Here is a 14,026-nt window from a genome sequence, read left to right as displayed (position 1 = left end):
AGTATTCGACGACGGGGGAGGGTGCGACGGGGACTTCGCCGGTGTAGATCGCGCCGGTGGAGCCGTCGATGGAGATCAGGTCGCCTTCTTCCACGACCAGGCCGCCGGGGGCGGTGAAGCGGCGGGCCTTGGTGTCGACGTCGAGTTCCTCGGCGCCGCACACGCAGGTTTTGCCCATGCCGCGTGCGACCACGGCGGCGTGGGAGGTCTTGCCGCCGCGGGAGATGAGGATGCCCTGGGCGGCGATCATGCCGCCGAGGTCGTCCGGGTTGGTCTCGCGCCGGATCAGGATCACCCGCTCGCCCGAGCGGGACCATTTGATCGCGGTGTAGGAGTCGAACACCGCCTTGCCCACCGCCGCACCGGGGGAGGCGTTCATGCCTTTCGCGATCCGCTTGGGGGCGCCGGCGAGGTCGAACTGGGGGAACATCAGCTGGGCGAGCTGGTTGCCGTTGACGCGCTCGAGTGCCTCGTCGGGGCTGATCACGCCTTCGTCCACGAGGTTGACCGCGATCAGGAACGCCGCGGCCGCGGTGCGCTTGCCGACCCGGGTCTGGAGCATCCAGAGCTTGCCGCGCTCGATGGTGAACTCGATGTCGCACAGGTCCCGGTAGTGGGCCTCGAGCACGGACATGATCCGCATCAGCTCGTCGTAGGAGGCCTTGTCCAGGTCCTCGAGCTCGTGCAGCGACAGGGTGTTGCGGATGCCCGCCACCACGTCCTCGCCCTGCGCGTTCGCGAGGTAGTCCCCGTACACGCCGGTGTGCCCGGTGGCCGGATCCCGGGTGAACGCGACGCCCGTACCCGAGCCTTCGCCCAGGTTGCCGAACACCATCGCGCACACGTTCACCGCGGTGCCCAGGTCGTGCGGGATGCGTTCCTGGCGGCGGTAGAGCATCGCCCGCTCGGTGTTCCAGGACTCGAACACCGCCCGGATCGCCAGGTCCATCTGCTCACGCGGGTCCTGCGGAAACTCCCGCCCCGCCTGCTCACGCACGATCGCCTTGTACGCGTCCACCAGGACGCGCAGTTCATCAGCCGTCAGCTTCGGGTCCGGGGTCGGGAAGTGTTCCCCGTCGATTCCGAGGACGGTCCTGCCGAACATCTGGATCAGCCGCCGGTAGGAGTCCCAGGCGAACCGCTCGTCCCCGGATACGGCTGCCAGGCCGATGACGGAGGCGTCCGAGAGCCCGATGTTGAGCACCGTCTCCATCATCCCCGGCATGGAGAACTTCGCGCCCGAGCGCACCGAGACCAGCAGCGGGTCCCGCGGATCCCCGAGCTTGCGCCCCATCCGCTCCTCGAGCGCCTCGAGGTACGTGTTGATCTGCTCATCGAGCTCCTCCGGCGCCTGGCCCGCGGCCAGGTAGGCCCGGCAGGCATCCGTGCTGATGGTGAACCCCGGAGGCACCGGAAGACCCAGGTTGGTCATCTCGGCGAGGTTGGCCCCCTTCCCGCCGAGCAGGTCTTTCAGATCCTTGTGCCCTTCGCTGAAGTCGTAGACGTACTGAGGCATGGTGAAGCGCACTCCTGAGGGTGAGAGGGCTGGACATCAGGGCCCGTCGCCCGCGGTCACAGCTCCCAGACGATCGGGAGCGGGGCGTCGGCGCTGCCGGCGGAGTAGTCGTGGGCGACTTCCAGCAGTTCGCCCATGCGCGCCTGCCAGGCGGCGTTCACGGGCTGGGCGCCGACGTGGGCGATCAGGGCGTCGTAGTCCTCACAGTCGATGACATGGAACAGGTCGGTGCCGCTGCGCCAGATGGTCCAGTTCGTGGCGCCGGCGGCTCGGATGGCCTCGAGCAGTTCCGGGGGGACTTCGCGGTGCGCGGCCTCGTACTGCTCGATGCGGTCGGCGCGCACGCGGGTGTGCAGGGCGATTCTCATGGCCGGGTCCGATTCGTGCTCGACGACGGCGTGCGCGGACCATCAAGGTCCTGCATCGGTTCGCCAGGGTCGGACGGTGCCGCGAGGTCCACGGCGAGCACCGTGCACAGGGGGTCGAGCAGCTCGGAATCGACGGTGATGCGCAGCTCGCCGGAGGGGTCCGGAGTGCGTGCGTGGATGTCGCTCAGCCGCTGCTCGACGGTGAACGGCAGCGCGCGCCCGTCGCTCAGCAGGCTGACGCTCTCCACCCGCTTGACCGGGATGCCGCGCACGACGGCGCGCTCGTACGGCCGCGCGGTCAGGTGCAGGTATATCCGGGCCCCGCCGTCGGGCCGGGAGCGCGTGGTGGAGGGGCCGTGGAACTGCCACAGCTCGAGGCCGGGCTTGACTCCCTGCACGCTCTCCCCGTGCACGGCGTACCAGCGGGCGAGTGCCTCGAGCCGGTCCACGGCCTGCGGCGGCAGGCTGCCGTCGCCGCGCGGGGCCAGGTTCAGCAGCAGATTGCCGCCCATGGCGACGGACTCGATCGCCGTGTGCAGGATCGTCGCGGATGACTTCCACGTCTCGTCCCAGGGCACGTAGCCCCAGGTCGAGTTCATCGTGATGCACGCTTCCCACGGCCGGTCCGGAGCGATGACCGGCAGCTGCTGCTCGGGAGTGGCGAAGTCGCCGTGGCCGACGCAGCGGTCGTTGACCAGCGCCTGCGGCTGCCGGGCGCGGATGAACTCGCGGATCTGGTCGAAGCGCCACTCCTGTTCGCCGTGCTCGAACTCGCCGTCGAGCCAGACCAGGTCGATCAGGCCGTAGCCGGTGAGCAGTTCGCCGAGCTGCCCGAGCATGAAGGAGCGGTAGCGCTCCCACTTCTCCGGTGCCTTCGGGTAGATGCCGACGACGTACGGCTTCGAGATCGTCTCGTCCGTGAAGCGCGGGTAGTCCGGGTGGTGCCAGTCGACGATGGAGAAGTACAGGCCGATGCGGAAACCGCGGGCCCGGAACGCGTCGACGATCTCGGCGGTCACATCCCGCCCGAACGGCGCGTGCTTGACCACGGAGTAGTCGGACAGGGCGGAGGCGAACATGGCGAACCCGTCGTGGTGCTTGGCGGTGAACACCATGTACCTGGCTCCGGCCCGCCAGGCCAGTTCGGCCCAGCTCGCCGGGTCGAACGAGTCGGGGTCGAAGCCGGCGGCGTTGGCGAAGTACTCCTCGCAGCCGACCGGCTCGAGTTCCGGTTCCTGCAGCGTGACTCCCCCGGTCATCTGCCAGGACAGCTCCCACCCGCGGGTGCTGGCGTGGCCCCAGTGGATGAACACGCCGAGGCCAAGGCCGCGGAACCAGGTGGTGTCCGGCCCCTGATGATCGATCGTCATTCCTTGACCCCTCCGGCGGTCATGCCCTGCGTGATGAACCTCAGCCCCAGCACCACGATCACGATCGCGGGCACGGCCAGCAGCATCAGTGCCGCGAAGTACTGCGAGTGCTCGATCGGGGTGGGCGAGAAGGCCCCCTGAATGCTTTGTACCGCCTGCGCGGCCGTGGTCGAACTCGCGTTCGTCAGCAGCATCGAGGAGAAGATGAAGTCCTGGATCGACCACACCACGCACAGCGCGGCGAGGTTGATCAGCGCGGGGCGGGAGAGCGGCAGGAAGATGTGGCGGAAGACGACCAGGTGGCTCGCGCCGTCGATCCTGGCGGCCTCGATCAGCTCGTCGGGGATGGAGTCTGCGTTGTTGCGCAGCAGCAGGACCGCGAACGGCAGGGTGAGCACCACCTCGGGCAGCGAGACGCCGACCGGGGAGTTGAACAGGCCCAGGTTCCCGGTGATCCAGTAGACCGGGACCATGATCGCCACCGCCGGCACCGCCAGCAGCAGCAGGCAGGCGTGGTAGAGCCCTTCGCGCCCCACGAAATCGATCTTCGCGAAGGCGTAGCCGGCCAGCGCGCCGATGCCGCAGGTCAGCACGACGGTGAGGGCGGCGATCAGCAGGCTGTTGGCGAAGGCGCGGAGCAGGTTGACGCCGTTGTAGTCGGTGGTGAGCACCGTCAGGTAGTTGTGGAACCCGCCGAACTGCACCGACTGGCGGACCGTGGAGACCAGGGGGAAGAGCCACAGGGCCGCGCCGATCACCAGCACGGCGTAGAAAGCCGCGTTGTCGCGGCCGCGTTCGCGCAGGCGCCGCAGCGGATTGGCTTGGGCGGTCATGGGCGCCTCCTTTGCACCAGGACGTTGACCGCGGACACGGCGATCGCGATGAGCAGCACGATGACCGAGGCCGCGGAGGCGTAGCCGATCTCGGCGCTGCCGGTGGAGGGGAACATCTGGCCGTAGATGTAGGTGCCGGCGATCCCGGTGCCGCCGCTGGGCTGGCCGCCGGTGGAGAAGTAGATCAGCTCGAACCAGCGGAAGCTGCCGAGCAGTACGGACAGGATCACCGTCTTGTGCGTGGTGCGCAGCATCGGGAAGAGCACCAGGCGCAGCATCTGGCCGGTCCTGGCCCCGTCGATCTGCGCCGCCTCGAGCACGGCGGTGTTCACCATGGTCAGATCCGAGGTGTAGTACATGATCGGCAGGCCGATGAGGTAGGTCAGCAGCAGGAACACCGCGACGTACGCGGCGGTCGGACTGCCCGTCCAGTCCTGGGCGAGCGAGGCGAGCCCGAGGTCTGACAGGGTCTGGTTGAGCGCGCCGCCGTTGGTCTGGATCATCTGGCCGAACACGGTGGCGAACAGCGAGAGCGGGACGAGCGAGGGCAGCAGGAAGGCGATGTAGAAGAACCGCCGGAAGCGCACTCCGCTGGACAGGCTCACCGCGAGGAAGAACCCGAGGGTGAGCGCGACGGCGATCTGCACGGCGGCGAACAGCAGGTTGTTCTCGATCGACTTCCAGAACAGCGGGTCGGTCAGCACGAGCCGGAAGTTGCGCCAGCCCGCGTCCGTGGCGCCGGAGAAGGACAGGTCGACGTTCTCCCGGCTGGTCTGGCCGAGGAAGACGAAGGCGTAGAGGTAGTAGACCCCGTAGAGCGCCAGCATCGGGGCCAGGAAGCACAGGGCGGGGATCAGGGCCCGGCGTCGCAGCCGCCGGGCCGCGGCGGAGCGCCGCCGCGGGGGCTGGGTGGCCGGCCCGGCCGGGCGGCCCTCGGCGAGGGTCGCGCCCGGCCGCACCGTGGAGGTGTGCGTGCTCACTGCAGCGGGTACCGTCCGCTGGCCCAGGCCGACTGCAGCTTGGCCGCCTCTGCCTGCGGGGTGATCTGGCTGCGGGCCACCTGGAGCAGGCTGTTGTCCAGCACGTCCGAGGTGAACGTCGTCGAGTACTCCCCGCGCCCGGAGCCGCCCGCGTCGATGGTCTGCGCGATGGTCTGGTAGCCGCTCTGAGCCGCCGGGCTGGTCAGCACCGAGGACGGGACCGTGTAGCCGTTGAGCGAGGGCACCAGCACCAGGTCCGGCGCCCAGGTCGACTCACCCTGCTGACTGAGCGTCATGAACTGGATGAACTTCGCGGCCTGGGCCACGTGCTGGGAGCTCTTCGGGATCGCCAGGCCGCCCTCCGCGTAGGTGCGGGCCGCGGGCGAGCCGCCGGCGACCGAGACCGGGAGGTAGCCGGCGCCGACGTCCGCGACGCTGATCCCGTTCGCCTGGCGGTAGGCGGAGGAGAGCACCGAGCTGTCCCAGGAGCCCTCGAGCAGGAACGCGGCCTTGCCCGAGTTGAACGCGTTGTCCGCGTCCGCCTCCTTCAGGCTCAGGGTGCCGGTGCCGAGGGTGCCGGAGGAGAACAGGTTCTGATACGCCGTGAGGGCCTTGACCATCTGCGGGCTGTTCCAGGCGACCTTGCCGGTGTAGAGCTCGTCGGAGAGCTTGGGGTCGATCTGGTCCGCGACGGTGAAGAACACCTCGTCCTGCCACCAGGACTCACCGGAGAAGGCCACCGGGGTCACGCCGGGCTCTGTCGCCTTGATCTTGGCGACGTCGGCGGCGAGCTCGGCCGAGGTGGTCGGTTCGGCGGTGATCCCGGCCTTGGCCAGCAGCGCCTGGTTCGAGTAGACGAAGGCGCTGCCGATCGAGCCCATCGGGATCGAGTAGAGCGTGTCGTCCTGCGCGATCTTCTGCGTCTGGTCGAGCATGGTGGAGTTGATCTGGCTCTGCCAGTTCGAGGGCAGGTCGCTCGCCCAGTCGCTCACCGGCCTGAGGTTCTTGCGCACGGAGTTGGTCATCGCGGAGACCTGCACCCCGACGATGTCGAGTGACTGGCCGCCGCCGAGCGCGAGCGGAAGCTCCGTCTGGTAGTTCGTGTTGGTGAACTCACGCAGGTTGATCTTGATGCCCGGGTTCGCCTTCTCGAACGCGTCGATCGACTTCTGCAGCGTGGTCTGCGCCGGGAACCAGGTCCAGTAGTTCAATGTGACGCTCTGTCCGGCGGCGACGCTCGCCTGGGCGGCGTTCGACGAACCGCCGACGCCGCCGCTGTTGCCGCATGCCGCCGCGGTGAGGATCAGGGCCACGGCGGCGCCGGCGGTGCCGAGCAGACGGCCGAGTTGCGCTTCCTTGCGCATGCTCTCCTCCGAAGGGTTGAGGGGGTGCCGCCTATTAACGTCTAGGATGAAGACATAAACAAGTCCCGTTACGCATTCGTGAGAATCGGCGGACGCCGACCCGAAGCGCCGGACGCGCCGCCCGGCCGTGTGCGAAGATCTGCTGACCGAAGCCGAAGGAGTGTCCGTGTCCGGCGAGACCGACAAGACGGTGCTGGGGGCCCTGCGCCACCTGATCCACCACGGCCCGCTCTCCCGGCCGGAGCTCGGCACCGCCCTCGGCCTCTCCCGCGCCACCACCTCGCCGATCATCAATGACCTGATGCGCCGCGGCCTGGTCTCCGAGCTGTCCACGACGCCGCAGGGCCAGCGCGGCCGGCCGGTGGCACTGCTCGACCTCGACGACGAGCGCTATGCCGTGACCGGCCTGGAGATCGGCTCGGACCGGGTTCTGGCCGGCGTCTACAGCCTGCGCGGGCGCCAGCTGCTGCGGATAGAGCGCTCCGCCACCCCCGACGCGGTCAACCCGCGCGGCCTGCTGCGGCACGCGGCCGCCGTCCTGCACGAGGCCCTCGACGTGCTCGACCAGGAGGGGCGCGAGCTGCTCGGGGTCGGGGTGAGCGTCGCCGGGCTCGTCGACGCCACCAGCGGCACGATCAAGTACGCGCCCACCCTGGGCTGGCGCGACGTGGCCCTGCAGGCGGGCGTCGCCGAGGCGCTCGGCGGCCGGGCGCCGGTGCTGCTGGACAACGACGCGAACCTCGCCGCCCTCGCCGAACTGCGCCGGCGCCGCCGCGACGGCCTGCCCACCACCAGCCTGGTGTACCTGACCGGCACCTACGGCATCTCGGCCGGAATCATCGCCGGCGGCCAGCTCTGGCGCGGGGAGCGCGGACTGGCCGGCGAGGTCGGGCATCTGATCGTCGAGGCCGAGGGCCGCAAGTGCGTGTGCGGGCGGCGCGGCTGCCTCGACACCCGCGCCGGCCTGTCCGCGATCATCGCCACCTGCCTGGAGAACGCCAGCACGCCGCGCCGCGCCGGACGCACCCCGATCGGGATCAGCGCCGGAGTCGAGGAGATCGCCTCGCGCGCGCAGAGCGGCGACGCCGGGGTCCTCGAGGCGCTGGCCGACGCAGGGGCCTGGCTCGGCCGCGGCGCCGCGCTGGTGTGCGCGATGCTCGATCCGCGCACCGTCATCCTCGGCGGCCACTACGCCCGCCTGGCGCCCTGGCTGCTCGCCCCCGCACGCGAGTCCTTCCGCCGCGCGCTGCTCATGCCCGCGCCCGAGTACGAGCAGCTCGAGGTCTCCGGCCTCGACGCCTGGGCCGCGGCCGAGGGCTCCGCGCTGGCGGCGCTGCTCGCGTTGGCCGACGGCATCAGCCCACTGCCGTGACGGTCGCACACCCGGCTCGCACTTAAATCTGTCTGGCTTTCAGACAGAAAGGCTTGACCGCCGTCACCGTTTCGGCGTAGTTTCACGGCGCGTACCCCAGCCGAGGCGGCGCCCGCCCCGTACGGCGTCCTCGACGCCCGACGCGCCGTCCGCCTCTCTTCCCCCCATCCCCCGGCTTGCCACCGGCAGGTGTGCCACCGCGCCTGCCGAGACACAGGAGTCTCCATGCCTGGATCCCCCCGCGCCCTCCCGTCCGCCGCCGAAGCAACGGCCGTGCCGAACGGATTCACCCGCCGCTCGGCCTTCCGCCTGCTCGGGGGCGCCGCCGCCGGCGCCGTCCTGCTGAACGCCGGCTCCGATCTGCTCGCCCCGGTCGCAGCGTACGCCGCGACCGTGGTGCCGCAGGCCGGCGCCGTGCCCTTCCCGATCACCCAGGGCGTGACCACCGACGTCACCACCGTGCTGCTGGCCGCCAGTGCCGCGCACACCTCGGACATGCAGATGCTCGACCCCACCGAAGGGCGGAAGAACTTCTACATGGAGGACTTCCTGACCACCTCGGACTACCTCTCCTGGCAGGTGTCCGTCACCAGCACGGAGTCCTTCGAGATCTACGCGTGCGTCGACGCCCAGCCGAGCCAGCAGCTGACCGTCACCGCGACCGGAGCCTCCAGCGGCACGGTGACCGCCGCCACCGCGAGCACCACCACCTGGCAGCGCCTGCCGATCGGCCAGCTCACCCTCGACGCGGGCACCAGCACCCTCACTCTCACCCGCACCGGGACGTTGAGCGACGACCTCTACGTCAAGTCGCTCGAGCTCATACCGGCTTCGCAGCTGACGAGCTACCAGAGCGCCGTCGCCGCCGCCCGCGCCGACACGTCCTGGTTCGGCCAGTCCCCCTACGGCCTGATGTTCCAGTACGGTTCGTGGGGCTTCCCGAACAACGCCGGCCCCGCCAAGTCCCTCACCCAGCAGGCGAACGACTTCAACGTCGATGCCTTCATGAGCCTGGTCACCGAGTCCGGGGCCTCCTATGTCGTCTGGTCCTTCAGCTGGTGGGGCTACCACGTCGACGCGCCCGTCACCCAGATCGACACCATCGTCACCGCGGCGGGCGGGCCGGCCTCCCCCGGGCTCACCGCGAGCCGCGACCTGATCGGCGAGATCGCCACCGCCTGCCAGAACGCCGGCGTCAGGTTCCTGCTGTACTACCACACCGGCGACGAGGACTCGGCCTGGTGGCCCTATCAGGACTTCCCCACCGAGTTCTCGGCCGACGGCTCCGGCGACCGCTCCACCTTCCTGAACAACTGGGTGACGGTCCTCACCGCCCTGGGCAACCGGTACGGCACCAAGCTCGACGGGTACTTCTTCGACGACGGTGTCATCTACTACCCGGCTCCGTTCCAGGCCCTGGAGCAGGCCGCCCGCACCGGCAATCCGAACCGGCTGATCTCCTGGAGCGGCAGCCCCATCGGCGGGCTGAACGTCACCGACTTCCAGGACGTGTACTTCGGCGAGTCCAGCCAGGGCCAGTCCCAGCTCGGCAGCGCCCCGGTGGGCGCGAACGGCGTCTTCACCGGCGGGCCGGCCACCGGACTGCTGCAGCACGGCATGTTCATCCTCGACGCCGACTGGGGCGTGCACACCCAGGGCCAGAAGATCACCCCCGACACCTCGCTCGCGCCCACCAGCAACAAGCTGATCGGCTGGATCGCCGACGCCTCCTCCCGCAGCGTGCCGGTCAGCATCGACCTGATGATGTACGAGGACGGCACCGTCGCGGACGTCGACCGGCGCATGCTGGTCGACCTGCGCCAGGCCGTCCACGGCACGGTCCCGGCCGTGCCCACCGGCGCCGTCGTCGTGAACAACACGGACCCGGGCATCACTTACACCGGCAGCTGGAGCCTGTCGTCAGGCCGTGGATACGGCGACTACGACGCCGACGTCCAATACACCACGACCAACGGCGACTCGTTCAGCTACACCTTCACCGGCACCGGAATCGACTACATCAGCGAGAAGAACTCGGACGAAGGCCAGATCGAGATCTACGTCGACGGCGTCCTCATCACCACGGTCAACGCGTCGAGCAGCTCGCGCCAGGCCCAGCAGGTCCTCTACGGCGCACGCCACCTGACGCCGGGCCAGCACACGTTCAAGGCCGTCAAGACGAGCGGCACCTACATGCTGCTCGACGCCCTGCGCGTCGTGCCGAACCCGACCATGGTCAACGACACCGACGCGTCGATCAGCTACGACGGCACCTGGACGTACACGGGCAACCGCGGCGCCGGGGACTACGACAACGACGTCCACTACACCGCCGCCAACGGCGGAACCGCGACGATCACCTTCACCGGTACCGGAATCGACTACATCGGCCCGATGGAGTCCCAGGACGGCACGGCGAACGTCATCCTGGACGGCGTGCAGGTCGGCACGACCTCGGCGTCGTACTCCGGCGCGTACACGGCGCAGCAGTTCCTCTACCAGGTCAGGGACCTCACACCGGCCACGCACACCCTGCAGCTGGTGAAGACCGGTGGCACGTACGTGCAGATCGACGCCTTCCAGATCTGGCCCTGAGCGAGCCCGCCGAGCCCGCCGAGCCCCGGAACCCAGAGTTGCGATACTCTCCACTGCGCATCCACAGGGGAGGTTGAGTGCGAGCTGGGTTTCGGGGCGCGGTCCCCTGGATGATCGGGCTTCTCGTCATCCTCGGGTACGCCTACCATCAGCGGCTTTTCGGACTGAACCAGCCCGCGGCGGCGGGGTCCACCCAGGACATGCCGCTGGTCGGCGGCGGTGTCTCGGACGGAAGCAAGTGCGGGACCAAGGGATACCAATACTTCGCCGTGAGCACGGTGACGGACATCGGCGGGATGCTGCCGGGAACGCCGGCCGGCCCGGCGATGGTCCTCGGGTCCTACGGAGCCGAGGTCTCAGGGCAAGGCGACCCCGGAGAGTTCACCATCAGCTTCTCGCTGGCCACGGGCTCGAGCGCACACTCTCTCGACCTGACCGCCCCCTTCGGCGCCTTGGGCGTCGCCGTGGAGATCGAAGGACCGAACGGCCTCGTCGGCGGGGCGCACAACCTGCCGGTCACGCTCGACGATCCCTCCGCCCGGTTGCCGAACGGCAAGATCCGCGTCGGCAACGCGTACGGTCTGAGCGCTGAGCTGAAGCTACCCGCGGCAGCCCTGTGCCCCGGATACGACGTCATGGACGTCAACAACGAACTCTCGCCGCCGTCCGACTCGCACGACACGATCACCGGCCAGCCGCCGTACACCCTCACCGTCTCGATCTCGGATCCGGCGGTCACCGTCTCGCGCGCCGAACTGCACTCGACGGCCGGCGGACCGGTCCTCGCCGCCGACAACCACGTCTAGCGCGGAAATCCGCGCGCGGTCGGCATCGTCCCTGGCCGCGCCTCGTTCGGCTGCGTCGAGGGGTCCGGGCGGGCGAGAGTTGGTAAACCGGTCATGTGGGAATCCGCGCCGGCCTGCCCCTGCGAAGCACCTCGGCCACCGTCGGGGCGCTGCTCGGGTGCGCCGCCGTTCTCATCGGCTGCTACTTCGCGGCGCCGCAGTGGCGAGCGCTGTGGTGGGCGCTGCTCGGGGCGGTCGCGGTCGCGGCCGTGCTCGTCGGCGTACGAAGACATCGGCCGCGGGCGCGGGCACCGTGGCTGCTGCTGGCCGGGGCACTCGCCGCGGAGGCAGCCGGGGACCTGGCCTACCACTTCTCCGGAGGCCACGTCGGCGGCAGGGTGCCCTTCCCCAGCTGGGCGGACGCGTTCTACCTCGGGGTGTATCCGCTGGCCGTCACGGGCCTGGTCGGCTTCGCCCGGCGCGATCCGCCGGAGTACTCCACCGGCACGCTGCTCGACGTGCTGATCGTCTCGACCGGGCTCGCCGCGGCGACCTGGAGCATCTTCGTGCTGCCCTACGCCCGCCTGCCCCACCTCACCTCGTTCGAACGGGCCATCCTGATCGCCTACCTGGCCGCCGACGCCGTGCTGCTCGCCCTCGCGCTCCGGCTGCCGCTCGCGGGCCGGCTGCGCTCGCTCCCGGTCGCGCTGCTGCTGGTGGGCGTGCTCGGGCTGCTCTCCTCCGACGCGATCTACGGGCTGGCCCAGCTGCACCCGTCCTGGACGCCCGGGCTCGGCGCCGATCTCGGCTGGGCCGCGTTCTTCGTCTGCATCGGCGCGGCGGCGCTGTGCCCGTCGATGAAGGACGTGGGCGAACCGCCGACGCGGCGGCCGTGGGCGCTGACCGCGCCGCGCACCTGGATCGTGCTGCTGTGGTGCGCGGCCCTGATCGGCCCCGCCCTGCTGCTGCTCGACGCCGGACACGCCTCCCGGCGCGACGAGCAGTTCCTCGCCGGATACTGCGTGGTGCTGTTCGGCCTCGTGTTCGCCCGGCTGGTCAAGGCCATGAACGCCTGGCAGCAGACGCTCCGTCGGCGGGAGAGCGAGGCCTACTTCCAGGCGCTGGTGGCGGACACCTCGGACGCGATCTTCATCGCCGGGCAGGACGGGGCGCTGCGCTATGCCAGCCCCGCGGCCGTACGCCTGCTGGGTGAGGTCCCCTCCGGCACCGCGATCTCCGAGATCTTCAGCGGCGAGGACAAGCCGCGGGTCGCCGAGGAACTCGCGGAGATCCTCGGCGAGGAATCCACACCGACCGCCGAGAGCACCGGAACCGGAACCGGGACCGAGACCGGCGAGTCCGCGCTGCCCTCGTCGGTCACCGTCACCGCGGCGGACGGGCGCCCAGTCACGGCCCAATCGCGCTGGAGCGACCTGCGCGAGGACCCCTCCGTCTCGGGCATCGTGCTGACCCTGCACGACGTGACCGAGCAACAGCGCCTTCAGGACGAGCTGCGCCGCCAGGCCACCACCGATCCGCTGACCGGACTGGTCAACCGGGCCGGCCTGCGCGACCTGCCGACGAGCGCTTCGCCCGACGCCTCGGCCCCGCCGGTCGGCGGCCTGATCCTGCTCGACCTCGACGACTTCAAGGAGGTCAACGACACCCTCGGCCATCCGATCGGCGACGAGCTGCTCATCGGCGTCGCCCGGAGGCTCGCGGGCAGTGTCAGGCCCGAGGACGCGGTCGCCCGGCTCGGCGGAGACGAGTTCGCCGTGCTGCTCGGCCAGGGTTCGAACGAGGAGCACGAGGCGATCGCCCGACGGCTGATCGCCGCGTTCGATCCGACCTTCGACACCACCGCCGGCCCGCTGCGGGCCGCGGCCAGCGCCGGCCTTGCCGTGACCGACGGCGAGCCGGCCGACCTGGACCTGCTGCTGCGCAACGCGGACCTCGCGCTCTACGAGGCCAAGGAGGAGGGCAAGCACACCTGGAAGCGGTACCGCAGCACCCTGCACGACGCGGCGGTGAACCGCTCGGAGCTGCGCACGGCGCTGGACGAGGCGCTGCGCCACGGCGGGCTCGCGGTGTGGTACCAGCCGAGCGTCCGCCTCGACACGGCCCTGATATCCGGATTCGAGGCGCTGGTGCGCTGGCCGCATCCCACCCGCGGCCTGCTCGCCCCCGACACGTTCATCCCGCTCGCGGAGCAGACCGGCCAGATCCTGCAGATCGGCACGCAGGTGCTGCGCACCGCGGTCGCCCAGGGCATCGGGTGGAACGCCGAATCGGCCTCCGGCTGCTACATCGGCATCAACGTCTCCGTGCACCAGCTGCGCGACCAGGACTTCGTCGACGCCGTGCGCGACGTGCTCGCCGACACGCCCATCCCGCAAGGCCGCGTCGTGTTCGAGATCACCGAGACGGTGCTGCTCGATCAGGACGACGTCGGGATCGCGGCCTCCCTGCACGCCTTCCGCGACCTCGGCGCGTCCATCGCCCTCGACGACTTCGGCACCGGCTACGCCGCCCTGAGCTCGCTGCACACGCTGCCGGTCGACTTCATCAAGATCGACAAGTCCTTCACCAACGAGCTCCGGCGCTCCGCGCGCATGCGCCGAATCGTGCAGGGCCTGATCACGCTGACCGGCGAGCTCGACATCAGATGCGTGGCGGAGGGCGTCGAGACCCTCGAAGAACACGAAATCCTCCGCGACATGGGCTGCCGCGCCGCCCAGGGCTACCTCTACGCGGCCGCCATGCCGGCCGAACAGGCCACCCAGCTATGGCAGGCGGGCCGGCCCATGATCCGCGACGCGGACCGACAGGCCGGCCCGAATTGA

General features: G+C 70.1%; 10 protein-coding genes. 4 read left to right on the top strand and 6 right to left on the bottom strand.

Features of this window, described 5'->3' with window-relative positions:
• From KDL01_RS02600 to KDL01_RS02575, 6 genes are all read right to left on the bottom strand, one after another.
• Window positions 1-1,516 (bottom strand): pyruvate, phosphate dikinase (locus KDL01_RS02600; RefSeq protein ID WP_212526664.1); only part of this gene is annotated, 1,516 nt, incomplete at its 3' end.
• A gap of 56 nt (window positions 1,517-1,572) precedes the next feature.
• On the bottom strand, window positions 1,573-1,884 hold the full coding sequence (locus tag KDL01_RS02595; RefSeq protein WP_212526663.1) for an L-rhamnose mutarotase: 312 nt from the start codon (window positions 1,882-1,884) through the stop codon (window positions 1,573-1,575).
• Window positions 1,881-3,254, bottom strand: coding sequence for an alpha-L-fucosidase (locus KDL01_RS02590; RefSeq protein WP_212526662.1), 1,374 nt, complete (start codon window positions 3,252-3,254; stop codon window positions 1,881-1,883). Before KDL01_RS02590 ends, KDL01_RS02595 begins: the two co-directional genes overlap by 4 nt.
• The gene (locus tag KDL01_RS02585) at window positions 3,251-4,087 is read right to left on the bottom strand and encodes a carbohydrate ABC transporter permease (protein WP_212526661.1); all 837 of its coding nucleotides are present in this window, start codon (window positions 4,085-4,087) and stop codon (window positions 3,251-3,253) included. Before KDL01_RS02585 ends, KDL01_RS02590 begins: the two co-directional genes overlap by 4 nt.
• Window positions 4,084-5,067, bottom strand: a complete 984-nt coding sequence (locus tag KDL01_RS02580) for a carbohydrate ABC transporter permease (RefSeq protein WP_212526660.1) — start codon at window positions 5,065-5,067, stop codon at window positions 4,084-4,086. The genes KDL01_RS02585 and KDL01_RS02580 overlap by 4 nt, the downstream gene beginning before the upstream one ends.
• Window positions 5,064-6,431 (bottom strand): ABC transporter substrate-binding protein, encoded by a 1,368-nt coding sequence (locus KDL01_RS02575; RefSeq protein ID WP_212526659.1) that lies wholly within the window; start codon window positions 6,429-6,431, stop codon window positions 5,064-5,066. The genes KDL01_RS02580 and KDL01_RS02575 overlap by 4 nt, the downstream gene beginning before the upstream one ends.
• 166 nt (window positions 6,432-6,597) lie before the next feature.
• On the opposite strand from KDL01_RS02575, the gene KDL01_RS02570 reads away from it, so the two are divergent.
• The 4 genes from KDL01_RS02570 to KDL01_RS02555 all read left to right on the top strand — a co-directional run bounded on the left by KDL01_RS02570 (window position 6,598) and on the right by KDL01_RS02555 (window position 14,026).
• A complete protein-coding gene (locus tag KDL01_RS02570; RefSeq protein WP_212526658.1) occupies window positions 6,598-7,803 on the top strand; it encodes an ROK family transcriptional regulator in 1,206 nt (401 codons plus the stop codon).
• A gap of 225 nt (window positions 7,804-8,028) precedes the next feature.
• Window positions 8,029-10,398 (top strand): alpha-L-fucosidase, encoded by a 2,370-nt coding sequence (locus KDL01_RS02565; protein WP_212526657.1) that lies wholly within the window; start codon window positions 8,029-8,031, stop codon window positions 10,396-10,398.
• Window positions 10,399-10,508: 110 nt separating this feature from the next.
• Window positions 10,509-11,204 carry a hypothetical protein gene (locus KDL01_RS02560; protein ID WP_212526656.1) on the top strand — a complete coding sequence of 232 codons (696 nt, stop codon included), beginning with the start codon at window positions 10,509-10,511 and terminating at the stop codon, window positions 11,202-11,204.
• A 95-nt stretch (window positions 11,205-11,299) separates the two neighbouring features.
• Window positions 11,300-14,026 (top strand): putative bifunctional diguanylate cyclase/phosphodiesterase, encoded by a 2,727-nt coding sequence (locus KDL01_RS02555; protein ID WP_212526655.1) that lies wholly within the window; start codon window positions 11,300-11,302, stop codon window positions 14,024-14,026.

Origin of the sequence: Actinospica durhamensis (assembly GCF_018139695.1) — a bacterium.
GTDB classification, from domain to species: domain Bacteria; phylum Actinomycetota; class Actinomycetes; order Streptomycetales; family Catenulisporaceae; genus Actinospica; species Actinospica durhamensis.
The sequence above is the reverse complement of the archived record's forward strand: the minus strand, read 5'-3'. Positions and strand labels throughout refer to the sequence as shown.